The organism is Acinetobacter lwoffii (genome assembly GCF_049367455.1).
Lineage (GTDB): Bacteria > Pseudomonadota > Gammaproteobacteria > Pseudomonadales > Moraxellaceae > Acinetobacter > Acinetobacter lwoffii_W.
On record NZ_JBMPXW010000001.1, the window covers coordinates 2,480,183 to 2,503,962 of the forward strand.

Consider the following 23,780-nt stretch of genomic DNA (forward strand, 5'->3'; position numbering starts at 1 on the left):
TTAATCAAAGCCTTAACTTAGGGTTTTGATAATGAGATATTGTCCAGAGCGACGTTTTGAAACATATTATTACTTAAACTTTAAAGTGTTTGTGATAAAACCTATTTACATAAATTTATCAACAATTTGAGTGAATAATTTATATGAAAATTCTAGACTTAAAAAAAGGATTATTTGCAGCGACCCTCACCATGAGTGCTGCACAGTTGCAGGCGGTCACGCCGGTTGATTTTTCAAATCTGGTCGAGCAGGTCAGTCCTGCGGTGGTCAGTGTCAATGTCGTTAAAAAAATGAGCGAAGAAGAGCTCTTACAACAACAAGTACCGGAAATTCTTCGTCGCTTTTTCGGCAATCAGGTGATTATTCCGCAGCAGCGTATGCCACAGGAAAAGACGGGTTATGGCAGTGCATTCTTTATCAGCAAAGATGGTTATCTGCTGACCAATCATCATGTGGTTGAGGATGCTTCCAAAGTTACAATTACCTTGAATGACCGCCGTGAAATTGATGCCACTGTCGTTGGTAGTGATGCACGTACCGACGTAGCTTTGCTGAAGGTAAATGGTTCAAATTTCCCAGAATTACGGACGGGTGATGTGGGGCGCTTACGTGTTGGTGAGCCTGTACTCGCCATTGGTTCGCCATTTGGTTTTGATTATTCCGCTTCTGCCGGAATCGTCAGTGCCAAAATGCGGAATATGATGGGTGAAACTGCAGTACCTTTCATCCAGACCGATGTGGCTCTAAACCCAGGTAATTCCGGTGGTCCTCTGTTTAACCAGCGTGGTGAAGTAGTCGGTGTCAATTCACGGATCTTTAGTGGAACCGGTGGGTATATGGGTTTGTCCTTCTCGATTCCGATTGATGTCGCGATGGAAGTTGCTGATCAGCTGAAGAAAAATGGTAAAGTGACTCGCTCTTATCTGGGCGTAAGTTTGCAAGATATCGACCGTAATCTGGCAGAGTCTTATAATCTGCCTAAACCTGAAGGTTCCCTGGTAACTCAAGTTGCACCAAACTCACCGGCTGCACGTGCAGGTCTGCGTGCCAGTGACGTCATCTTAAAATACAACGGTACCCCAATTTCACGTACCAGCGAGTTGTTGAACTATCTGAACCGTACTGCACCCCAGCAGCAGGTACAGCTTGAAATCTTGCGTGATGATAAACGTCGTAGTATTGCAGCGACTTTAAGTGCGGCACCAGATGATACGCCAGCAAAAGCAGGCACACAGGCACAGCCGAACAAAGGGCCGGTAATCGGGGTTTCAATTCGTGATCTTAGTCCGGCAGAGCTGGCGCGGTTAGAAATTAAAGGCGGTGTGGTGATTCAGGATGTACGTCCAGGTGGTATTGCTGCACAGGCACGAATCATGCCGAATGACGTGATCACCCAAATTAATAACCAGACAGTACTGAATTCAAATCAGTTTGTGCAAGAGGTGTCTGAACTGAAAAAGGGTAGCATCGCGCGCGTGACCTTGATTCGTCAGGGTCAACTTGCTGTGGTCGGAATGCGTATCTCATAAGATTGCTGGATTTTCGTGAAAGACCGCTTCTAGAAGCGGTTTTTTATTTTTTGCAATTTACCCCAGCGATAAATTCGGTAGACTCTATAACCTTAAAATCATGGGAAGGATAACAGCACAGTGAGCGGTATTTTTGATCTTGCTTTAAAGGTTCAAGCCAACCATATTGATGGATTAGGTCATGTGAACAATGTGATCTATGTGCAATGGATGCAGGATGTCGCATCAGCTCATATTGAAAAACTGGGCTTGGGACTCAAGCAATATGTAGAGCTGAAACATGCCATGGTTGCTGTTGAGCATCAGGTGCAATACCGTAAGGCAGCTTTTGAGGGAGACGAGATTATTCTGCGCACCTGGCTTAATGATATCAATGCCTTGTATTCATTTAGACAATACGCATTTTATCGACCACAGGATCAGATTCTGTTGTTTACTGGAAGTACCCAATGGGCCTGTATCGAAATGGCCACCGGACGTCCCAAACGCATGTCACCGACATTTACCCAAGCATATCAGCCACTTTCAGAACATATAAATCCTTTTGATTTTTCCACTTTATATCTGGATTGAAAAGATTATGCTCTCTAGCCTGATCAGGATATCGGTCTAGCATTGAGGAGTAAATGGAGAAAACAGTTATCTTCTACGTGTGGTGTTGATTGAGATTTCGCTTGACTGTGGCGTACATAAGGTGAGGGATAAAGGAAAAAATATAATTCTTTTTCTAGATCACCATTCTGCTATAATCCTTCGCAATTTCTATTCGGCTTTTGTTATGTAATATTTTTAAATTACATAGCGCGTTTTTTCTCAAGGTAACCCATGGCGCAAGCTAAAAAATCTGTTGATATTAAAAACATTCGTAACTTCTCGATTATTGCGCACATTGACCACGGTAAATCGACCCTAGCGGATCGCTTTATTCAAACTTGTGGCGGTTTGCAAGATCGTGAAATGCAGGCTCAAGTCCTTGACTCAATGGAGCTTGAGCGCGAACGTGGGATTACCATTAAAGCCACTTCGGTAACCTTGTACTATACTCATCCCAACGGTCAAGAGTATCAGTTGAACTTTATTGATACACCGGGACACGTCGACTTCTCGTATGAAGTATCACGCTCGCTCGCTGCCTGTGAAGGTGCTTTGCTGGTTGTAGATGCAGCACAGGGTGTAGAAGCACAGTCTGTTGCCAACTGCTATACCGCAATTGAACAAGGTCTGGAAGTACTTCCGGTACTGAACAAGATCGACTTGCCGCAAGCTGAACCTGAACGTGTGATTCAGGAAATTGAAGACATCATCGGGATTGAAGCCACAGAAGCGCCGACCTGTTCTGCAAAAACAGGTTTGGGTATTGAGGGTGTGCTTGAAACACTGGTCAATGTAATTCCTGCACCTGAGGGTGATCGCGAAGCGCCGTTACAAGCCCTGATTGTAGATTCATGGTTTGATAATTACCTGGGTGTCGTTTCTCTGGTACGTGTCAAGCAAGGTCGTGTGCGTAAAGGTGACAAGATGTTGATTAAATCAACAGGTCAAACGCACATCATTACTTCTGTGGGTATCTTTAACCCGAAACATACTGAAACCGGTATGCTGGAAGCGGGTGAAGTTGGCTTTGTGATTGCTGGTATTAAAGATATTTTCGGCGCACCGGTCGGTGATACGATTACCTTGGCAGCGACGCCTGAAGTTGCAACATTACCGGGCTTTAAAAAGGTGAAACCGCAGGTTTATGCCGGTCTATTCCCGATTGATGCCAGCGATTTTGAACCTTTCCGTGAAGCTTTGCATAAGCTACAAATCAATGACTCGGCCTTGTTCTTTGAACCTGAAAGTTCAGATGCGCTCGGTTTTGGTTTCCGTTGTGGCTTCCTGGGTATGCTGCACATGGAAATCGTACAGGAACGTCTGGAACGCGAGTACGATCTTGACCTGATTTCTTCTGCACCAACCGTAATTTATGAAGCGGTGATGAAGAATGGCCAGACCATTTATATCGACAGTCCATCCAAAATGCCGGATGGTTCAACGGTTGAAGATTTACGTGAACCGATTGCTGAATGTCATATCCTTGTGCCGCAAGAATACCTAGGTAATGTCATGACATTGTGTGTTGAGCGCCGTGGTGTACAAAAAGACATGAAGTTTATGGCGAATCAGGTTTCCATTACTTTCGAAATTCCAATGGCCGAAGTGGTCATGGACTTCTTTGATAAATTGAAGTCTTGTTCACGTGGTTTTGCATCACTCGACTATAACTTTGTCCGTTTTGAAAGCTCATCTTTGGTAAAAGTTGATGTCTTGATCAATGGGGAAAAAGTCGATGCCTTGGCGATGATTTGTCACCGTAATGATGCACGTCATCGTGGTATTGCACTGGTTGAAAAAATGAAAGACCTGATTCCACGTCAAATGTTTGATGTCGCGATTCAGGCGGCAATTGGTGCGCAAATCATTGCACGTTCGACCGTAAAAGCGATGCGTAAAAACGTATTGGCGAAGTGTTATGGTGGTGACGTCTCACGTAAGAAAAAACTTCTGTCTAAACAGAAAGAAGGTAAGAAACGCATGAAACAGGTGGGTAGTGTAGAAATCCCGCAAGAAGCGTTCTTAGCCGTATTAAAAGTCGAACGCTAAAATAATAAGGATATAAGCCCATGGATTTTGATTTTAATTTGATTCTTGTGCCTGCGACCCTGTTTTTTGTCGCAGTGTGGTTACTAGACAAGTTTGTTTTGAAACAAAGACAAACCCGAGGTAAGGGCCATGAGAATTTCATTATCACCTGGGCTTATGACTTTTGGCCGGTACTGACCATTGTGCTGGTACTGCGTTCGTTTTTATATGAACCTTTTAATATTCCATCCGATTCGATGGTGCCGACGCTGGAAACCGGTGATTTTATTCTGGTGAATAAATTTGACTATGGCATCAAACTGCCTATGGTGAACACCAAAATTATTGATACTGGCAGTCCGGAACGTGGTGATGTTGCGGTATTCCGTTATCCACCACAACCGACCATCAGTTATATCAAGCGTATTGTCGGCTTGCCAGGCGATCATATTGTTTATGATCATGGCCAGTTGAGCATTAATGGTGAAAAAGTAGCGAAAGTTCCAGTAGAATTTAGCCGCGAAAAAGACCGCTTAGATACCCCGAATGCTATTTATCATAAAGAAACCCTGGGTGAGCATACCTTTACCATGCGTGAGCTGGAAGGCGTGAATGTCGCTCGTCAGGCACCTTTTATTAACTATTTGGAAAATGGTAAATATTCAGGTGAAAATGGTTTATATTGGGAAGTGAAAGTGCCAGAAGGTCATTACTTTGCGATGGGGGATAATCGCGATCAGAGTGCTGACAGTCGTTTCTGGGGGCTTGTTCCGGAAGAAAACTTAACAGGTCGTGCCTTCTATATCTGGATGCATAAAGAACCTGGCTTTAAATTGCCATCGTTTGGTCGAAACGGAACAATCGATTAATTGTTTCAATCAGGAAAATAAAAATGAGACATCAACAAGGTGCTTCTTATATTGGGGTTTTAATTGCAATCGTGGGCTTTGCATTTCTTGCAAAAGTGGCGATTGCGGTGTGGGGACCATACTTCGATGATCGTATGGTAGATGGTGAGATTGAGGCGCTGTTAAAAAGTGCTCCAGCCAATATAACGCCAGAAAAATTCCGTCAACAGATGAGTCAGCGTTTAGAAATGAATAATATTCGTGATCTAAAGTTTGACGAAATTGCCAAAGTTACCAATACCGATGGTTTACAGGTGCACAAGAATTATGAAATTCGTAAAAATTTCATAATGAATATCGATTTAGTGATGAAGTTTGAGAAAGAGTTTGATCAAAGCACAGTCAAAGCTAAATGATGAACGTCTTGCCAAACGGATCGGCTATCAGTTTAAACAGGCTGATTTGCTGAAACTGGCATTGACTCATCGTTCAGTCAGTCATAAACACAACTACGAGCGCCTGGAATTTCTGGGCGATTCTCTTTTAGGGATGATCATTGCGAATTATCTTTTTAATGCCTATCCAAGCGAAAATGAAGGCCGGTTGACGCGTATGCGTGCAACCCTGGTTCGTCAGGAAGCATTAGGAAAAATCGCCAATGATTTAAAACTGAGCCAGAATTTAATTCTCAGTACCGGTGAATTGAAATCTGGTGGTCATCATCGTGAGTCTATACTGGCAGATACAGTAGAAGCCATTATTGGCGCAATCTATGTCGACTGCGGTGATCTCACTGTGCTAGAACCGATTGTGTTAAAATGGTACGAGCCCTATTTAGATCATATTGAGCCGACAGATCAGCTTAAAGATCCTAAATCTCGCTTACAAGAGTATTTACAAGCACGTAAGAAACCTCTCCCAGTTTACGAGGTTGTAGATATTCAAGGTGATGCACCCAATCAGCATTTTAAAGTGGAATGCCAGATTGCGGGATTGCCGACCATGCAAGGCGAAGGTGCGAGTCGACGTTTTGCTGAACAAGCCGTTGCGGCGGATATTTTGAAACTTTTGGAGCATAAGTCTTAATGACTACTCATTCCGATCACATTGATGCTGATCACGAGTCGCAAAGCGACAGTCACGACCTTATTAGTCAATTTTTTAGTGCGCAAGGCACCGAAATCCCATCAGATTATCGTAGTGGTTTTGTTGCTATTGTAGGTCGCCCGAACGTGGGCAAATCTACCTTAATGAACCATATTTTGGGTCAAAAACTTTCGATTACCTCACGTAAACCGCAAACCACACGTCATAAAATTGTGGGGATTGATTCACGTGAAAAATCTCAGGCTGTATTTGTTGATACACCGGGGATGCATAAAAAAGAAGTCCGTGCCATCAATAAAATGATGAACCGTGCGGCACATTCGGCTTTGCGCGATGTGAACCTAGTTTTATTCGTGGTGGATGCACAAAAGTGGACGCCAAATGATGACCTGGTACTAGAAAAGCTGAAAAATGCAGAGATGCCAGTGATTCTGGTGATTAACAAGCTGGATACCTTTGAAAACAAGAACGAAGCTTTGCCGCTGATTCGTGAACGCGAAAAGCTGATGAACTTTGCAGAAATCGTACCGGTATCTGCACTTCGTGGTGCCAATCTTGAACATTTACGTGACACGATCGCCAAGTATCTTCCATTCCAGCCACCCCTGTATTCACTGGATCAACTGACCGATCGTTCAGAGCGTTTCCTGGCATCTGAAATTATCCGTGAAAAGATCATGCGTCAGCTGGGTGAAGAGCTTCCATATGATTTGACCGTTCAGATCGAATCCTTCAAAACTGAAGAGCCGGTCTTGAATGAAAAAACCGGTCGTATGAAAGCAGCCTGTACCTATATTGATGCCACGATTTTTGTCGATCGTCCGAGCCAAAAAGCCATTGTGATTGGCGAAAAAGGTGTCAAACTGAAAAAAATCGGTATGGATGCGCGTCTCGACATGGAAAAAATGTTCGAGCAAAAAATCATGCTAACCCTTTGGGTGAAAGTCAAAGGTGGCTGGTCTGATGATGAGCGTGCATTAAAAAGCTTAGGTTATAGTGATATCTAAGCGATAAAAATTTGTAAGACCCTTTAAGGAATGCCGTGATGATAAAAGTGTTAGCAGTAGTTGTATGTGTTTTATTCCTGCAAGGCTGTATTCATAAAGTGGTCACGGTTCCTGTCAAGGTGGCTTATAAAACCACAAAAGTCGCAGTCAAAGGTACTGCGGCTGTTGTGGGCGCAGTGATCCCGGATGGGGATGACGAAGAAGATGAGAAAAAATCAAAAAAAGATAAGGATTAAAGTACCCGCTTATGCGTAACGAAGTACTGCATGGCTATCTGATTCATCATCGTAAGTACCGTGAACGCAGTCATATTGTGCATTTATTTACCCAGGAATATGGCAGGGTAGATGGTATTCTCAGGCAAATGCCACCACCGCAGTATCAGCCTATTCGCTTGCAAGCTTCAGGTAAATCCGAACTCAAAAATTTTACTAAACTGGAAATTGTTAATCAGCCGATTTTCTTTTTTGGCGATGCCTTTTTTTCAGGTTTTTATCTGAATGAAATTTTGCTGCGCTTATGCCCACTTGAAGTGGAAATGCCGCAAACCTTTGCTAAATATGCAGAGACCTTAACCGCATTGCAGCAATTATCCGCACAATCCAACCCGAATTTATATTTAAAACAGATCTTGCGCCAGTTTGAGCATGTTTTGCTGGAAGAGCTCGGTTATGGTCTGGATTTTTCGGTAGATGCCAATCAGGCGCAGATTGATCCACTACAGCACTATTATTTTCAGCTCAATGCCGGCTTTATGCCATCGGCTAAGGCCTTGCGCTCCACTATCTCCGGTCAACAGATTTTAAGCATGTTGATGTATGAAAATGGTGGGGATTTTAATCCGGAACAGTTACAATTACTGACGAAACTGTATCGACAGGTGATCACGGCCTTGCTCGGTGATCGACCATTGAAAAGTCGACAACTCTGGATTCAAAACTCTCAATCTCAATCATAGTTAGGAAAAAATTATGGCTGCATTACTTGGTGTCAATATTGACCATGTCGCAACTTTAAGACAAGCACGTGGTACGACGTACCCAGACCCAGTCAATGCTGCATTGATCTGCGAACAGGCAGGGGCAGAAGGTATTACCTTGCACTTGCGTGAAGACCGTCGTCACATTCAGGATGACGATGTACGTCGTATGCGTCCTGCGTTAAAAACCCGTATGAATCTTGAGTTGGCGGTAACTGATGAAATGATCGCCTTTGCCAAGGAAATTAAGCCACAGCATGTTTGCTTTGTTCCTGAGAAACGTCAGGAAGTGACCACTGAGGGTGGTTTGGATGTCGTGGGTAATTTTGATGCTGTAAAAGCAGCGACTCAAGAGCTGGCAGCCATTGGTTGTGATGTATCTTTATTTATTGATGCTGATTTTGCACAAATTGATGCAGCAGTTGCTTGTGGTGCACCGACGATTGAGATTCACACAGGCGCCTATGCCGATGCAGAAACTCAAGAAGCGCAACAAGCGGAACTGGAACGCATTGTGAAAGGTGCTGAATATGCTGCATCTAAAGGTTTGGTGGTAAATGCGGGCCATGGCTTAAATTTGGATAACGTGACGCCGATTGCTGCGATTCCACAGATTCATGAGCTCAATATCGGTCATTCTTTAATTGCGGATGCGGTATTTGTTGGTCTGGCACAAGCGGTTCAGCAAATGAAAGCCGTGATTAAGTCAGCGCGTTAAGATTAGAGTAATTATGTCGAATATTAATTATGATGAACTGATGCAGCCGGTGATTGCGTTCCTCGGTTGTGAAACACCGCAAGCATGGCTGGATATGGCGGTCGAAAATCTTGAAATCTTGATGCAAGATCATGCCAACTGTGAAAAAAAAGCAGCCAGCACGGCCATGAACCTGATGTTTCGCTATAGCTATTTTGTTGATCTACAGGTGAAGCTTGCACAGCTGGTGCGTGAAGAAATGCTGCATTATGAGCAAGTGCTTGAATTGATGAACAAGCGCGGTCAGGCTTGGCAAAACTTGAGTGCAGGGCGTTATGCCGGTGGTTTGCGTAAGGAAATCCGGACTTTTGAACCTGAAGCCTTGATTGATGTCTTGGTGATTGGTGCCTTTGTAGAAGCGCGTTCCTGTGAGCGTTTTTACGCGCTTGCTTCGCGTGTTGATGATGAATTGGCACGTTACTACCGCTACCTGCTCAAGTCCGAATCTCGCCATTTTGAAGACTATCTGGCTTTGGCGATGGATGTGGCTACCACAGCGAAACTGAAAAATCCGAAAGAGGATATTCAGGAGCGAATCCTGCATATTCGTGAAGTTGAAAAACAGCTAATTCTCACGCCTGATGAAACTTTCCGTTTTCATAGCGGTGTTCCGGCTCAAGCGGCTTAATCTCGGTGACAGCTTAAAAATCCTCCATCTATGGGGGATTTTTTATATCTCGAAATTTTAAAAGAGGGGTATTTATATATCGAGTTTTATGAGGGATTGAAAATAATTATTTATTTTAAATATTTGAAAATAACAAGCCGTCAAATTTTAAGTAATAAAAAAGCCCACTTCATGATGAGTGGGCTTTCTTGAATTTGGCTCTCCAACCTGGGCTCGAACCAGGGACCTGCGGATTAACAGTCCGTCGCTCTACCGACTGAGCTATTGGAGAATCTGAAAGCGATTATAGAGAGATTTTGACAGGGGTCAAGCAAAAATTATCATATTTATTATAAATACAGCCTGTCTGTTTTTAATTTAGGCAATTGCATAAATTTCACGAAAAATACTTGTCAGAATAAATTTCACTTGCTAGATTAAAACCATAAAGTCGTTTGACCAAATGGTCAAACAGTGTGGATTTAAACCTACTTGCCAGCACAAAAATGGCTAAACCGGAGACAGCGAATGAATACGCTCAGCATCCCTCAAATTTTCTTCTCAACTGGCTTATTATCAAGAAAACTATCTGCAAATTATTGCTGATCCTGCACAGTATTATATCCCGGTTAAAGACGCTCATATCACGCTATGGCCCTTGGCGCAAAAATCACTTTATTTAGGTGATTTGCTGCAATTATGGTTTGCAGAAAAATGGTTGGTAGAAACTGAACGTCAATTTAACTTTGAAGTTTTCCTGAATGCAGACTATCTGAAAGAGCAAGACAAAGATCTTTATATCTATGCCATTTCTGGCAATCTTTTGACAGGTACTAATCAGTCTAAAGCGTGGCAAGCCTCAACAACACAAATACAAGATGTGGAATTAGCCAATGTTTCCAAGCATTATTTTGAGTTTCAAGGCTTAACTCGACCACGCTTGTCATGTGTTGAAGCGGGGCAGACGAAAAGCAGTATTATTTAAATGAAGTGCCTGATGAATTGTACAGGCTACCAATATTCATTCAGTCCGAATAATCATACAGGTCGCAGTGGCATGAGCATACAGGCGACCTTCTTCATCCAGAATCTGACCTTCAGAAATACCTAAATTTCTACTGAGATTAATTGATTTTCCTACGGCTTTCAGTGGTTGATTTTGAGGGATGGGACGGCACATCTTTACATTCAGATCAATTGTGCCATAACCGACACCTGCTTCAAGTAAAGTATGAATCGCACAGCCTGTCACGGTATCCAAAACGGTTGCAGCAAAACCACCATGGACGCCGCCAAGCGGATTTAAATGTCGATGATCAGCTTTGACCTTAAATTCTACACGTCCGCTTTCAATCACTGCTAGTTGCATCGACATGGTTTCGCTAATACTCGGGGCCGGAATTTTTCCATCACGCATCGCTTCCAATAATGCTAAACCGCTCATTTCTTTTGGGTTCATTATGCTTTTCCTGTCATTATTCTTGAGTGGTTGAGGTTTAATTCAAAATTGTGACATCGATAATAGCAATCTGGTATAGAAATGGCGGATTATTTTGTAAGAAGTGCAGTGCCTGCACCTGAGTGAAGTCATCTTTATAAAAAATAAGAAATAGAATGAGTTATGGCAGGATACTGGTATACATTTCTAATGAAATATCTCAGATCTAAATAATCTGCCAAAAAACGAATCTTATAAAAGAATTAAAAATCGAGTGATAGGGTAATGAAAAAGTTTCTGCATCTTTGGGTGCCTATTTTTCTCAGTAATGCCATTATTATGCTCAGTAGTTTGTTCGACGTGATTTTTCTATCACATTTTTCACCTCAGCATGTGGCTGCATTGGCAGTCTGTTTGTCTGTTTATTCTTTGTGCTTTGTGACGGGTATTGGGGTGTTACAGGGCATGATGCAAGAGCTGGCAGAAGCCAATGGACGTCAGGATTATGCGGATATACAGCGTATTGTGAAGCAAAGTATTTTGATTGTACTGGTGATTTCTGCTGTTGCGATGTACTTGTTTAATCATGCGACTCCCTTACTTCATTTTTTAAAGGCAGATGCGGCCTTACAGACATTGATTGTACCATGTCTGTGGCTGTTGGCTTGGACGATTCCAGCGCATTTATTGTTGCGTATTTTATATATTTTAACCCAAGCCTGTGGGCAGGCTAAGCGCGTGTTCTACGCCAATATGATCTATTTATTACTCAAAGTGGCTTCGGCTTATGTCTTGATTTATGGCATTGAGGGTTATGTTACAAGCTATGGGGTTGAAGGTGCATTCATGGCACATATGATTGTGCAGTGGGTACTGTTGTTTGTTTACTATTTTTTCTTCCTTGAGCAGAAGTTAAAGATCCAGTGGTCTGGTGTTTTCTTTCACTGGCAGACTTTGTTGAAAATTTTAAAAATTGGATTGCCCAATGCGGTGGTGACTTTTGTGGATGTATTTGCCATCAGCGCGATTGCTTTGCTGATCTTGCCTTTGGGTGACATTGTAGTGAATGCACATCAGGTGATGCTTGGTTTATTGGGCTTGATGTTTATGTTGCCGATGTCGATGGCATCCGCCTTCGGTATTTTGGTGTCGACTAAAATCGGTGCAGAGCAGATTGATGCTGCATGGCAACTCAGTAAGCGGGCATTGATGGCTGTGATGCTAATAGCTATCGTTGTCGTGTTGACTATTTGGGGCTTAGATAGTTGGATTGTAGGGTTATTTAGTAATGATGCGCAGGTAATTGCATTAGCTTTGGCATTGATCTTGTTAATGTGTTGGATGCATATCTTTGATGCGCTACTGGTGATTAGTTTGGCAATGCTACGTTGCTGGCGAGAATTGTCAGACCGATGTTTATTTTTATCAGTACGGTGCTGGTCGTGGGCTTAGGTGGTGGTTGGTATGTGGCGTATCATCCAATGACACTGTTCAATTGGCAAAGCAATGCATTAGGGATTCATGGGTTTTGGTGGATGTTGAGTATTGCGTACACGATTGCAGCAAGTCTATGTTTTGTTTGTTTACTCATGAAATACTTGAGCTATAAGCGAATAGGACTCACTGTTTAATACATGTTGAAGAACATAAAAAAACCCGCGAAACTCGCGGGTTTTTTATCTAGCAAGCTAGATTATTTTGCAGCTTTTTCAGCTTCGATTGAAGCAATCGCAGCGTCAACGCCTTCGATTGAATCAGCCGCTTTCTTGATGCGTGCAAGTGCATCCACCAGTACTTCGTCAGCAGTAGCGTAAGAGATGCGCATGAAACCGCCAAGACCGAATGCATCGCCAGGAACCACTGCAACGCCAGTCTCTTCCAGTAACCATGCAGAGAATTCTGTGCAAGATTTAAGACCTTTGGCACGAATCAACGGTTTGATGTTGGCATATGCATAGAATGCGCCATCAGCAGGCAAGCAAGAAATACCGTGAATGTCATTCAAGCCTTTCACAACTAGGTCATGGCGACGTTTGAATGCTTCAATCATTGGCTCAAGTACATCTTGAGGACCATTCAAGGCAGCTTCAGCAGCAACTTGCGAAATTGAAGTTGGGTTTGAAGTTGACTGAGATTGGATCTTTTTCATTGCACCAATCAGTTTAGCAGGGCCCGCTGCGTAGCCGATACGCCAGCCAGTCATTGCATAGGCTTTAGATACACCGTTTAATACGATAGTACGGTCATAAAGGTCTGGTGCAACTGTTGCGATGTTGTAGAACTCGTCATCCCAACGGATTGGTTCGTACATATCATCAGATGCGATAAATACTTCTGGGTATTTACGCAGTACGTCAGCCAGCGCTTCAAGCTCAGCTTTAGTGTAGATCATACCTGTAGGGTTAGACGGGCTGTTCAATACTACTAGACGTGTTTTGTCAGTGATTGCAGCTTCTAATTGTTCAGGGGTGATTTTGAAACGTTGTTCTTCACCACATTTCACAATAACAGGAACACCTTCAGCGATGATCACCATGTCCGGGTAGCTTACCCAGAATGGTGCAGGGATGATGACTTCATCACCTTTGTTTAACAAAGCAAGGGCCAAGTTAAAGAATGATTGCTTACCACCACAAGAAACCAGAATCTGGTTTGCTGCATAGTCTAGGTTATTGTCGCGTTTGAATTTAGCAATAATGGCTTTTTTAAGACCTGGCGTACCGTCAACAGCGGTGTATTTGGTGAAACCGTTGTTAATCGCTGCAATTGCTGCATCTTTGATGTGTTGAGGGGTATCAAAATCTGGTTCACCTGCGCCCAAACCAATCACGTTGTGACCTGCAGCTTTTAATTCAGCAGCTTTGTTGGTCACAGCAAGCGTAGGGGACGGTTTGATGGCATTCACACGATCAGAGAGACGTACGTCCACGGCAGTATTCCTTCTTATAGGGATTAAAAAATAAAAAGCACATTATCTTAGCCTAAAATGGTGCAGATAGGGCAAAAGAATTTAGAAAACTTTAAGGAAAAAATGGTGTATTGACCGAACTTTATCTTGAATTTCGATGCGCTGAGAACACACGAGGAGAGACTTGTTACATCTCGGTCATGCATATGGATGCATGAAATATAAAATAAAAATGGCCACTTTAAAGTGACCATTTTGTGTTGCTGATGTTGTGATTATGCGCTAAAGCGTGACAAATCTTCGTCCGGGCGCGCTGTTAAAATTTCCGCGCCGGTTTTAGTCACCAGAATCGTATGTTCATATTGTGCCGATAATGAATGATCTTTGGTGACCACTGTCCATTTATCACCGAGTAATTTGGTTTTCCAGTCGCCGCCATTGACCATTGGCTCAATGGTAAAGGTCATGCCTTCTTCAAGCACCATGCCAGTATCTGGTTGACCATAATGCAGCACTTGCGGTTCGTCATGGAAAGTCATACCAATACCGTGACCACAATATTCACGTACCACGCCAAAACGCTCAGATTCAACATACTGCTGAATGGCATGACCAATATCGCCAATAGTTGAACCCGGTTTTACAGTTTCAATACCCCGGTACATGGCTTCTTGCGCTACCTTACATAGACGGTTGGCAAGGATCGTGGTTTCACCACCCACGATATACATCATGTTGGTGTCACCATGGTAGCCATCTTTAATCACGGTCACATCAATGTTCAGGATGTCGCCTTTTTTCAATTTTTTACTGTCTGATGGAATGCCGTGACACACCACATGGTTTACAGAAGTACAAATAGTATGTTGGAAGGCAGGTCGACCCGGTGCAGCGCCATAGCCTAAGCATGCAGGAATTGCCTGTTGTTGATTGACAATATAGTCATGACAAATCGTATCAAGTTCCAGAGTGGTGACACCTGGAACAATATGCGGTTTGATCATATCCAAAACTTCTGCCGCCAGTCGCCCTGCCACACGCATTTTTTCAATTTCGTCAGGGGTTTTGATGAGTCGACGTGGAGCTTGATAAGTGTTGTTCATGATCTCTAAAAACTTTTGGAAATTTGTGTGTGACTATGGTATAAATAGCCGCCCATTTTATCAAATGCTTTTTCGTGAATAAATTTCACGGGCTTTGTGCGATGAGGCAAAAAAATCCGCACATATATCGACACATTACTCTGGGTGCCCTTTAGGGTGGAGAATGCGGGTATATGGAGGCCTAACCCAAACTTTAAGGTAAAGAAAATGGCAGATTACAACGTAAGCATGCGCGACCTTCTTCAAGCTGGCGCGCACTTTGGTCACCAAACTCGTTTCTGGAATCCAAAGATGCGTGATTACATCTTTGGTGCGCGTAACAAAATTCACATCATCAACCTTGAGCACACTGTTCCTGCGTTAAATGATGCTTTGAACTTTGCTAACAACTTGGCTAGCAAAAAGAACAAAGTTTTGTTCGTTGGTACTAAACGTGCAGCTTCTGCAATCATCCGTGAACAAGCTCAACGCGCTGGTCAACCATATGTAGATCACCGCTGGTTAGGTGGTATGTTGACGAACTGGAAAACACTTCGCCAATCTATCAACCGTTTAAAAGACCTTCAAACTCAATCTCAAGACGGTACTTTCGCTAAGCTGACTAAACGTGAAGCTCTAGAGCGTACTCGTGAGATGGAAAAACTTGAGCGTGGCTTAGGCGGCGTTAAAAACATGGGTGGTTTACCTGACGCATTATTCGTAATCGATGTTGATCACGAAGCGATTGCAATCAAAGAAGCGAAGAACCTTGGTATTCCTGTAATCGGTATCGTTGATACAAACTCTAACCCAGACAACGTAGACTACGTTATCCCGGGTAACGATGATGCGATCCGTGCAGTAACACTTTATGCTTCTGCTATGGCTGATGCGATTCTTGCTGGTAAAGAATATGCTCAATCACAAGCAAATGCACAAGCTAAAGCAGAAGAAGCTCCAGCTTCTGAGGCTTAATGCGTTTGACGCTAGCTTGTCATTTTTGCGACATGTGATGGTGGCAAAGTAAGCGTTATGTATGCAGGCGGCCCATGAGAACTCCTCTGGGCCGTTTCTGTTCTAAAAAGAATTCATTTTCTACCGAATTTAGGAGATAAACATGACTGCAGTTACAGCAAGCATGGTTAAAGAATTGCGCGATCGTACTGGTCTTGCAATGATGGAATGTAAAAAAGCTTTGACAGAAGCGGGCGGCGACGTTGAATTAGCGATCGATAACCTACGTAAATCTGGTCAAGCTAAAGCTGCTAAAAAAGCAGGTAACATTGCTGCTGACGGCGCGATCACAATTGCTCAAGACGGCAACAAAGCACTTCTTTTAGAAGTTAACTGTCAAACTGACTTCGTTGCAAAAGACGAAAACTTTGCTGGTTTCTCTGCGAAAGTTGCTGCTGCTGCACTTGCTGCAAACGTAACTGATCCTGCTCAAATCGCTGAATTGAAACTAGAAGATGGTACGACTGTTGAAGAAGCGCGTATCGCTCTTGTTCAAAAAATCGGTGAAAACATCCAAGTACGTCGTGCGAAAATTGTTGAAGGCGAAAACCTTGCAGTTTACAAACACGGTCTTAAAATCGGTGTTGTTGTTTCTTACACTGGTGATGAAGCTACAGGTAAAGGCTTGGCAATGCACGTTGCTGCATTCAACCCAGTCGCTGTAAATGCTGAAGGCGTTTCTGCTGAGCTTATCGCGAAAGAGAAAGAAATTGCTGAAGCGAAAGCACTTGAATCTGGCAAGCCAGCAAACATCGTTGAGAAGATGGTTGTAGGTTCTGTTGAGAAATACTTGAATGAAGTTGTGCTTGAGCGTCAAATGTACGTAATCGACAACGACAAGAAAGTTGCGGACGTTCTTAAAGCAACTGGTACTACAGTTGCAAACTTCGTTCGTTTCGAAGTTGGTGAAGGCATTGAGAAAAAAGCAGAAATGAGCTTCGCTGAAGAAGTTGCTGCTGCTCAAGCTGCTGCAAAATAATTCCTTAGGAATTAGAAAAAGCCCTATCTGATTGATGGGGCTTTTTTATGTTGATTTATTCTTCATCAGCAATTCAAGAATAGGATTTGGGTTTGGTGATAGAGCTCAGATCATGTATTCATCATTTAATAAAAAAGTTATAAAAATGCCAAATAAAACCAATCTGAGCATCGGTGCAGTCATTGCACTGTTGATTGCTGCTTATCTGGGCCTGGATCTACAACAATCCCAACCACTTATTCCATCCGCATCTGATACTACAACTGAAACGCTTGATTCAGAGCCTAACTTAGTACCGTCTCAAAAGACTGATGATCTGGATCGAATTGCACGGGCGTTTCAACATCGCCAGAGTGATCTACAGGTCCGTTCAAGCGGGCAGGTGGTTGCTGTTTTACCAGATGATCATGAAGGATCGCGTCATCAAAAGTTCATCCTCGAGTTACCAAATGGCCAAACTATACTGGTTGCACATAATATCGATCTGGCACCGCGTATTCAGAATATTCAAAAACAGGATCAGGTCGAGTTTTATGGAGAATATGAATACAGTGACAACGGGGGGTGATTCACTGGACGCATCATGACCCTGCACGAAAACATGTCGCTGGCTGGTTAAAACATCAAGGAAGAACCTATCAATAAGGTTCTTCCGAGTGGATAAATCGAATATAGCGTTTAAATGCTCATAATTGCGCTGTTATGGCGTGATTTCCAGTTCGGTAGGATTTTACCTAAATAGGCATCCATGCACCAAATTGGGCCAATGAGGAGGAATTGGAGGTCTTTGAAGAATGAAGGCTTTTTACCTTCCACTTTGTGCCCATAAAATTGGCCAATCCAGGCCAAGGCAAACAGGGCAATAAAGAAACCGGTACCGACTGGCAGAATCCAGATGAGCCAGGCCATGACCAAAGTCAACGTAGCTATCGCTACTGCCAAAACAAGATCTAGGCGTGCATAGAAGATAAAAGCCAAAACCAGTAGCAGGGTAGTCAGCAAAGCGCTGAAATGCGCCAGAATGCCAATAATCGAAAAATAGATGGTCGGTACGCAAACCCAGTGAATTAGCTTGTTGGTTTTATTTTGATGGCTGTCGCTATATTCATCAAACCATTCAGATATTGTTTTCATTCTTCGCTCCATTCCATGAACATGTTTTTGCTTATCTGGAAATATAAAGCAGAATCCGGATATGGTCAAAAGTTAATCATGCAAGCGAGCGAATTTTATCAGGCAGGATGAGCCTACCAAAATTTTCTTGAAAGAACTTTAAGATAGGGCTGAGCAGGAGCGTTTATATTCTTCTAGAAAATGAGCACAATAAAAAAGCCACATTGCTGTGGCTTTTGTTAAATGTGTTGCAGGTCAAATCTTAAGAATTTGGACCAGCGACACGTTCAATACTGACTTTTGCAGTACCGGCACTGGTAATACCCAACTGTTTCGCAGCACCGTAAGATAAATCAACAACACGGTTACCATGGAAAGGACCGCGGTCATTTACTTTAACCACGACGCTCTTGCCATTATTACGGTTGGTTACGCGAATATAGCAGTTCAATGGCAGGCTACGATGAGCAGCTGTCATTGCGTTCATGTCAAAGGTTTCACCGCTTGCGGTTTTACGGCCGTGGAATTGACGACCATACCAAGACGCTGTACCTGTCTGACTGAATTTACGTACAGTATTAGAAGCCACTGTATTCAGTTTTTCAATCACTGAAGGCTCTTCTGCAGGAAGTTCAATTTTCGCTGCAATGGTTTCACGGCGAACTTTATCGCCAGAACGCTCAGTGATTGAAAGGCTGTTCAAATTTGTGAAATTTGAATTGAAGCTTTGAGCTTCTTTATTGAGTACTCGCGTTGCAAGACGCGAATTATCATTTTCATTGGTGAATGAAGATGACGGAACCATATCTGCCTGCGATTGCGTCAGCGTGACGATCGTGGCAATGGCCATAAAAGACTTCAAAATTGAAGAATGCATCGAATCAACTCCTAACAGCATATCTATTGGTTGTTCATAAATGGCTGAAAAACCATGTAAACATGCCTGATATTTAACTTATGCAACTACATTTAACGAAATGGATAATATTCATGCCGGCAATACCCTGTCTAGTGTTTAATTAAAATAGTTAAAAAAAGAACGCAAAATAAACAATGATTGGTCAAAAAATAATCAATATTGTAACATAATATTAAAATTGCTTAAAATACGCACAAATTAACCCATAAAAATGTTGACTTTCATAATTTGTATTAATTTTTAGTGTTAACGGCTGGTAATTTCGGTACCTAATAACCACAAAGCAGTAGCATACATACGGCTGCGATTATAAGTGGTAATCACTTGAAAATTTGGATAAGTGATATAGTAAATCGAGCCATAATTCTCTTGTAATTGAATTACATTGACCAGATCCAGATCGTCAATTTTTACGATTGGATTCATTGGGCTGATGCCTTGAGTTTTGAGTACACCATAAGGGATAGGCTGGGTGAGATCTTTGGCAATTACTGCATCTGGATTTGAACCGGTATAACGTGCCGGAAAGGCAATCGGCTGATTACGCTGCCAGCCATGCTGTGCCAGATAGTTGGCAATCGAACCTATTGCATCCACTGCTGAATTACGCAGGTCAATATGGCCATTGCCATCGTAGTCCACGCCGAATTTGGGAATGTTGCTCGGCATAAACTGCGGATAGCCAACAGCGCCGGCATACGAACCCACCACAGAAGAGGTGGCAACACCATCTCTATATGACCAGGCAATTAAAGCAGCCAGTTCATCCTGAAAATACTGGGCACGACGTTCATAGCCAAACCCTAAGGTTGCTAGGGCATCACGAGTGACAAAAGAACCCTTGTTGCTGCCAAAACCGGTTTCTACACCTAAAATGCCCAGAATGATCGATTGCGGCACACCAAACTGCTGTTCAGCACGGTTAAGCGTTTCTGCATATTGCTGTTTAAAGCGTACGCCGCGCTGAATGGTAGATTCAGCCAGGAAGTTAGTCTTATACGAATACCAAGGCTTACTTTCACCTGGGCGATTCATTATATTGATGATATTGGGCAGGTTACGCGTCCCGCTCATGGCGGAATCTACTTGCTGGGCACTTAGCCCATAGCTCTGCATGGCATTCTGCTTAAAAGCGGCATAAGAAGGGTGATATTGGAAATCGTTGGCCAGACTCAAACTGCTGAAACCAAATGCGGTAAGTGCGATTGAAAGCTGCTTAAACTTTTTATAAAAATCCGATTTCAACATCTTGCTACGATTTCCAGTTTTTTTGATGAGTTGCTGGCGATGTCATTTGAATCATGCCATGAAAAAGATTGATAAAATTTTTTCAATCGTGAGGCTTAAAGTGCCAGATTAAAGATAACATTCGGATGAATAAGAGACCTAGCCGCTTATACAAAAATAGCGATGGATTGGCTATTTTTACGGCAGTTTGTCTTATAGAGTCGCTTATCTGTAACAAGCTATTTCACTGATCATAAAAAAGCCTGACCGAAGTTAGGCTAATTCCTCAAGATTTGTAGAAAATCTTGAACTATTCTGTATAGAACAAAGTGTCGTGATATTCGGCCATGGCGCGCAGCTCATCTTTATTCAAATTCAGAATGATTTTATCTGCTGCCATATTGATGGCCTTGATCACTGCAGATGCACCAATATCTGCTGCCTTGCGTTTGATCATGCCAAGATCCAGGGTTTTATTAAAGTCGACCATAAAATGTCGTACTGTCGCTTCACCAAATTGCTTGTACAGGTTGCTGAACGCTTGTTTATCAATAGTCTGACCGGCTTTAAGTTCTGCGTAATGATGTTTTAAATTCGTCACCAGACTGGCATCCAGTGATTCACCAATGCGGAAATGTCCTTCAGGATCTTTAAACAGACTGCGCTCAGAGAATGCAATTGACTCTCTGACCACATCGTTCGGCGCTTTACTCAATAGCTGCTTCAGTAAAACCGCAACAGTCGACTTGATATAGCCAGCCAGTTTTTCCGCAGTATCACGTTTATCGCTGGCAGGAAAGCGACGCACCAGCTCGGTGAGAATCGCATCAATAATTTCATCATTAATCATCAATGCGGTTTTATCACGCAATGGGTAAAGCGGCTCACTTGAATTTTTGTTTTTTTGTGCAGTCTGAATTGTATTTAAAAGCTCTGCAGAAGGAATAAACCCAAAAAATGGCATTGTTCAACCTCAATGTTTTTTATTGTCGCGCTAAACGAATAGGGCGAGGCATCCATGTTAAATCCGATACACGGCAAGGGTTGATATCCAATCCACCACGGCGTGTATAGGTTGCGTAGACCATCAGCTTTTCCGGTTTCAGTTGCTGCCAGATATCGGCGAACATCTGCTCCACACATTGTTCGTGGAAACCATTATGCTGACGGTAGGAAATAATATAAGCTAAAATACTCTTATAACAAGGTTTTTTACCCTGATAACGTATAAAAACTGTTCCCCAGTCCGGCTGGCCAGTGACAGGGCAGTTACTTCTGAGTAAATGTGAATACAGCTGTATTTCGCCTTCTGCTGCATCCTTCGAATCCAAAGCCAATAAACTGGCATCTGGATGATTTTCCAGACGGTCAGGTATAAGCTCATCAATACAGATACCTTCCGGCTTACTGATCTCTAATTCATCGACCTGAAACAGTTGCAGTTTGACTTCAGCTTCAGCCGCAGTAGATAAATCTTTTTCTACCGTCGCTATAAAGGCTTCTTTAGATTCAAACTTGGCAAAGTTCAGACTATTGAAATACAGCTTCAAGGATTTGGATTCGATCAGATTCGGCGAGGACGCTGGCAAGCTAATGCGGCCAATGGCGACTTGTGGCACACCTGCTGGATTTAACCAGGAAATTTCAAACACATGCCACCAGTCTGCACCTTGCTGAATCGCTTCAACATGTGCGTATTGTTCACGGGCAGGCGCGCGTAAAATCGGAAACAGAACATCAGGATGATATTCTGTCGGGTAATTGGTGTCTTTACCAAGGAGAGATTGTTCTACACTCATTATTCACGCATTCCTGAACCACGGGAGAGTAAATGATAGGCCACTGCATACAGCACGGCACAACATAAGGTAATCACTGTCAGTGAAATGGCAACATTGACATCGCTATGTCCTAAAATGCCATAGCGGAAGGCATTGACCATATACACGACAGGATTAATTAAAGATAAATTTTGCCAGAATGGGCTTAAGCTCGAAATAGCATAAAACACACCACCTAAATAGGTCAGTGGTGTTAAAACAAAAGTCGGGATGATCGAGATATCATCGAAAGATTTGGCATAGACGGCATTGATAAAACCACCCAAGGAAAACAGCAGGGAAGTAATCAAGACTGTATATATAGTCACAAACCAGTTAGTGATGTATAAATCGGCAAAAAATAAGCTCACGGCACTGACAATGATTGCCACCAGTATCCCACGAATCACACCGCCCAATACATGCCCCCATAAAATGGCATGCATCGGTACCGGACTCATGATCAGTTCTTCAATGCTTTTCTGGAATTTTGAGCTGAAGAAACTAGACGAGACGTTGGCATAGCTGTTGGTGATCACGGCCATCATAATCAGACCGGGCACAATGAACTCCATATAACTATAGCCGCCCATTTCTCCAATGCGTGAACCGACCAGATTACCGAAGATCACAAAGTACAGGCTCATGGTGATTGCAGGTGGCAACAGGGTCTGTGGCCAGATGCGCATAAAGCGACGCACTTCTTTATAGATAATGGTATATAAAGCTACGCTGAGTTGATTAATGTTCATTGCGCAGCTCCATCCAGATTTTTCTCGACCATTTTCACAAAAAGTTCTTCCAGACGGTTGGATTTATTGCGCATACTGCGTACCTGAATATTTTGTGATTCCAGCAATTGGAACAGATCATTCATGGTATGTGCCTTGTCCATGGTAATTTCTAAGGTCATCGGATCGATCAGGTTAAATCGCACGCCGATGATATCCAGATGCAAAGGTTCAATCGGTTCGGCCAGATCAAAAATAAACGATTCTTCATTGAGCTGACTTAGGAAGCTTTTCATGGTGGTGTCTTCTTTAATCACACCGCGATCGATAATCGCAATGCGGCGACACAGCATTTCCGCTTCTTCTAGATAATGCGTGGTCAGAATGATAGAGGTGCCTTTTTCATTCATCTCGTTTAAAAATTCCCACATCGAACGACGCAACTCGATATCAACGCCTGCCGTCGGTTCATCCAGAATTAGCAGTTTCGGTTCGTGCATCATGGCGCGCGCAATCATCAGGCGACGTTTCATCCCGCCGGATAACATGCGGGCCTGAGTGGAACGTTTTTCCCATAAACCCAGTTTGGTCAGATAAAGCTCCGCCCGTTCCTGTGCAATTTTTTTAGGAATGCCGTAATAGCCTGCCTGAGTCACCAAAATATCAAAGGTTTTTTCAAACTGGGCAAAGTTGAATTCCTGAGGCACTACGCCTAGGCACTGTTTGGCCTGAGAGGGGTGGGTATCCAGATTATGACCAAAAATTTCGACTGTACCGGAGGTTTTTTTTGTTAATGAGCTGATAATACCGATGGTAGTAGATTTTCCTGCGCCATTAGGACCCAATAGCGCATAAAATTCACCTTCTGGTACATTTAAGTTAATTCCTTTCAATGCCTGAAAGCCATTGCGATAGGTCTTTGACACATCCCTTAAGATCAGTGCATCAGTCATGAATATCTCAAATGGTGAAAAGTTGAGATATTGTGAGTGATCTCGCAAAATAAGCCAAGTGATTCACACGCAATTCTGTGTTGCTGTTTTGGAACATTGTATAAAGCTTAAGCATAAAAATGATGAAGTTAGAGATAGTT

The 23,780-nt window shown here is 42.9% G+C and carries 25 protein-coding genes, 1 tRNA gene and 2 pseudogenes; 17 read left to right on the plus strand and 11 right to left on the minus strand.

What is annotated here, in order from left to right; all coding sequences use genetic code 11:
* Positions 1–143: 143 nt before the first annotated feature.
* The 11 genes from ACO1B7_RS11880 to ACO1B7_RS11930 all read left to right on the plus strand — a co-directional run bounded on the left by ACO1B7_RS11880 (position 144) and on the right by ACO1B7_RS11930 (position 9,477).
* On the plus strand, positions 144–1,529 hold the full coding sequence (locus ACO1B7_RS11880) for a Do family serine endopeptidase (protein WP_129717233.1): 1,386 nt from the start codon (positions 144–146) through the stop codon (positions 1,527–1,529).
* Between the two features lie 120 nt (positions 1,530–1,649).
* Complete coding sequence (locus ACO1B7_RS11885; protein ID WP_071852274.1) at positions 1,650–2,102, plus strand: acyl-CoA thioesterase; 453 nt, start codon at positions 1,650–1,652, stop codon at positions 2,100–2,102.
* Positions 2,103–2,354: 252 nt separating this feature from the next.
* Complete coding sequence (gene lepA, locus ACO1B7_RS11890; protein ID WP_004731667.1) at positions 2,355–4,172, plus strand: translation elongation factor 4; 1,818 nt, start codon at positions 2,355–2,357, stop codon at positions 4,170–4,172.
* Between the two features lie 20 nt (positions 4,173–4,192).
* Positions 4,193–5,020, plus strand: coding sequence for a signal peptidase I (lepB, locus tag ACO1B7_RS11895; RefSeq protein ID WP_129717231.1), 828 nt, complete (start codon positions 4,193–4,195; stop codon positions 5,018–5,020).
* 23 nt (positions 5,021–5,043) lie between these two features.
* Entirely contained in the window at positions 5,044–5,415 is a 372-nt protein-coding gene (locus ACO1B7_RS11900; RefSeq protein ID WP_004279063.1) for a DUF4845 domain-containing protein, read from the plus strand.
* Positions 5,387–6,085: a ribonuclease III gene (gene rnc / locus ACO1B7_RS11905; RefSeq protein WP_004279062.1), complete on the plus strand. Its 699-nt coding sequence runs from the start codon at positions 5,387–5,389 to the stop codon at positions 6,083–6,085. The genes ACO1B7_RS11900 and rnc overlap by 29 nt, the downstream gene beginning before the upstream one ends.
* Positions 6,085–7,113 carry a GTPase Era gene (gene era, locus ACO1B7_RS11910; RefSeq protein WP_004279061.1) on the plus strand — a complete coding sequence of 343 codons (1,029 nt, stop codon included), beginning with the start codon at positions 6,085–6,087 and terminating at the stop codon, positions 7,111–7,113. Before rnc ends, era begins: the two co-directional genes overlap by 1 nt.
* A gap of 38 nt (positions 7,114–7,151) precedes the next feature.
* Positions 7,152–7,349, plus strand: a complete 198-nt coding sequence (locus tag ACO1B7_RS11915; RefSeq protein WP_129717229.1) for an NF038104 family lipoprotein — start codon at positions 7,152–7,154, stop codon at positions 7,347–7,349.
* A gap of 11 nt (positions 7,350–7,360) precedes the next feature.
* A complete protein-coding gene (gene recO / locus ACO1B7_RS11920) occupies positions 7,361–8,071 on the plus strand; it encodes a DNA repair protein RecO (protein WP_005247507.1) in 711 nt (236 codons plus the stop codon).
* A 13-nt stretch (positions 8,072–8,084) separates the two neighbouring features.
* Complete coding sequence (pdxJ, locus tag ACO1B7_RS11925; protein WP_129717228.1) at positions 8,085–8,810, plus strand: pyridoxine 5'-phosphate synthase; 726 nt, start codon at positions 8,085–8,087, stop codon at positions 8,808–8,810.
* 13 nt (positions 8,811–8,823) lie between these two features.
* The gene (locus ACO1B7_RS11930) at positions 8,824–9,477 is read left to right on the plus strand and encodes a MiaE family protein (RefSeq protein ID WP_005247503.1); all 654 of its coding nucleotides are present in this window, start codon (positions 8,824–8,826) and stop codon (positions 9,475–9,477) included.
* A 195-nt stretch (positions 9,478–9,672) separates the two neighbouring features.
* On the opposite strand, the gene ACO1B7_RS11935 is transcribed toward ACO1B7_RS11930, so the two are convergent.
* Positions 9,673–9,748 (minus strand) — tRNA-Asn (locus ACO1B7_RS11935).
* A gap of 236 nt (positions 9,749–9,984) precedes the next feature.
* Between ACO1B7_RS11935 and ACO1B7_RS11940 the strand changes: the two are divergent.
* A pseudogene (locus tag ACO1B7_RS11940) lies at positions 9,985–10,441 on the plus strand (hypothetical protein).
* 36 nt (positions 10,442–10,477) lie between these two features.
* Here the strand turns inward: ACO1B7_RS11940 and ACO1B7_RS11945 are convergent.
* The gene (locus ACO1B7_RS11945) at positions 10,478–10,915 is read right to left on the minus strand and encodes a PaaI family thioesterase (protein ID WP_129717224.1); all 438 of its coding nucleotides are present in this window, start codon (positions 10,913–10,915) and stop codon (positions 10,478–10,480) included.
* A 264-nt stretch (positions 10,916–11,179) separates the two neighbouring features.
* On the opposite strand from ACO1B7_RS11945, the gene ACO1B7_RS11950 reads away from it, so the two are divergent.
* Entirely contained in the window at positions 11,180–12,346 is a 1,167-nt protein-coding gene (locus tag ACO1B7_RS11950; RefSeq protein WP_337971654.1) for an MATE family efflux transporter, read from the plus strand.
* Positions 12,307–12,525 carry a hypothetical protein gene (locus ACO1B7_RS11955; protein WP_423090224.1) on the plus strand — a complete coding sequence of 73 codons (219 nt, stop codon included), beginning with the start codon at positions 12,307–12,309 and terminating at the stop codon, positions 12,523–12,525. The genes ACO1B7_RS11950 and ACO1B7_RS11955 overlap by 40 nt, the downstream gene beginning before the upstream one ends.
* A gap of 62 nt (positions 12,526–12,587) precedes the next feature.
* Here the strand turns inward: ACO1B7_RS11955 and ACO1B7_RS11960 are convergent, their stop codons facing one another.
* Both ACO1B7_RS11960 and map read right to left on the minus strand, forming a co-directional pair.
* The gene (locus ACO1B7_RS11960; RefSeq protein ID WP_005103791.1) at positions 12,588–13,823 is read right to left on the minus strand and encodes a pyridoxal phosphate-dependent aminotransferase; all 1,236 of its coding nucleotides are present in this window, start codon (positions 13,821–13,823) and stop codon (positions 12,588–12,590) included.
* A gap of 254 nt (positions 13,824–14,077) precedes the next feature.
* Positions 14,078–14,905, minus strand: coding sequence for a type I methionyl aminopeptidase (gene map, locus ACO1B7_RS11965; protein WP_129716444.1), 828 nt, complete (start codon positions 14,903–14,905; stop codon positions 14,078–14,080).
* A gap of 207 nt (positions 14,906–15,112) precedes the next feature.
* On the opposite strand from map, the gene rpsB reads away from it, so the two are divergent.
* From rpsB to ACO1B7_RS11980, 3 genes and pseudogenes are all read left to right on the plus strand, one after another.
* A complete protein-coding gene (rpsB, locus tag ACO1B7_RS11970) occupies positions 15,113–15,859 on the plus strand; it encodes a 30S ribosomal protein S2 (RefSeq protein ID WP_004279050.1) in 747 nt (248 codons plus the stop codon).
* 142 nt (positions 15,860–16,001) lie between these two features.
* Positions 16,002–16,877: a translation elongation factor Ts gene (gene tsf / locus ACO1B7_RS11975; protein ID WP_004645608.1), complete on the plus strand. Its 876-nt coding sequence runs from the start codon at positions 16,002–16,004 to the stop codon at positions 16,875–16,877.
* 145 nt (positions 16,878–17,022) lie between these two features.
* A pseudogene (locus ACO1B7_RS11980) lies at positions 17,023–17,522 on the plus strand (DUF3465 domain-containing protein).
* A gap of 33 nt (positions 17,523–17,555) precedes the next feature.
* On the opposite strand, the gene ACO1B7_RS11985 reads toward ACO1B7_RS11980, so the two are convergent.
* The 7 genes from ACO1B7_RS11985 to ACO1B7_RS12015 all read right to left on the minus strand — a co-directional run bounded on the left by ACO1B7_RS11985 (position 17,556) and on the right by ACO1B7_RS12015 (position 23,640).
* Positions 17,556–18,011 (minus strand): Mpo1 family 2-hydroxy fatty acid dioxygenase, encoded by a 456-nt coding sequence (locus ACO1B7_RS11985; RefSeq protein ID WP_129716446.1) that lies wholly within the window; start codon positions 18,009–18,011, stop codon positions 17,556–17,558.
* A 241-nt stretch (positions 18,012–18,252) separates the two neighbouring features.
* Positions 18,253–18,867, minus strand: a complete 615-nt coding sequence (locus ACO1B7_RS11990; protein ID WP_004279046.1) for a septal ring lytic transglycosylase RlpA family protein — start codon at positions 18,865–18,867, stop codon at positions 18,253–18,255.
* A gap of 288 nt (positions 18,868–19,155) precedes the next feature.
* The gene (mltB, locus tag ACO1B7_RS11995) at positions 19,156–20,157 is read right to left on the minus strand and encodes a lytic murein transglycosylase B (RefSeq protein WP_129716448.1); all 1,002 of its coding nucleotides are present in this window, start codon (positions 20,155–20,157) and stop codon (positions 19,156–19,158) included.
* A gap of 289 nt (positions 20,158–20,446) precedes the next feature.
* Positions 20,447–21,100, minus strand: coding sequence for a hypothetical protein (locus tag ACO1B7_RS12000; protein ID WP_129716451.1), 654 nt, complete (start codon positions 21,098–21,100; stop codon positions 20,447–20,449).
* Between the two features lie 19 nt (positions 21,101–21,119).
* The gene (queF, locus tag ACO1B7_RS12005; protein ID WP_129716453.1) at positions 21,120–21,935 is read right to left on the minus strand and encodes an NADPH-dependent 7-cyano-7-deazaguanine reductase QueF; all 816 of its coding nucleotides are present in this window, start codon (positions 21,933–21,935) and stop codon (positions 21,120–21,122) included.
* Positions 21,935–22,708 (minus strand): ABC transporter permease, encoded by a 774-nt coding sequence (locus ACO1B7_RS12010; RefSeq protein ID WP_004279041.1) that lies wholly within the window; start codon positions 22,706–22,708, stop codon positions 21,935–21,937. The genes queF and ACO1B7_RS12010 overlap by 1 nt, the downstream gene beginning before the upstream one ends.
* On the minus strand, positions 22,705–23,640 hold the full coding sequence (locus ACO1B7_RS12015) for an ABC transporter ATP-binding protein (RefSeq protein WP_005106465.1): 936 nt from the start codon (positions 23,638–23,640) through the stop codon (positions 22,705–22,707). Before ACO1B7_RS12015 ends, ACO1B7_RS12010 begins: the two co-directional genes overlap by 4 nt.
* Positions 23,641–23,780: the final 140 nt, after the last annotated feature.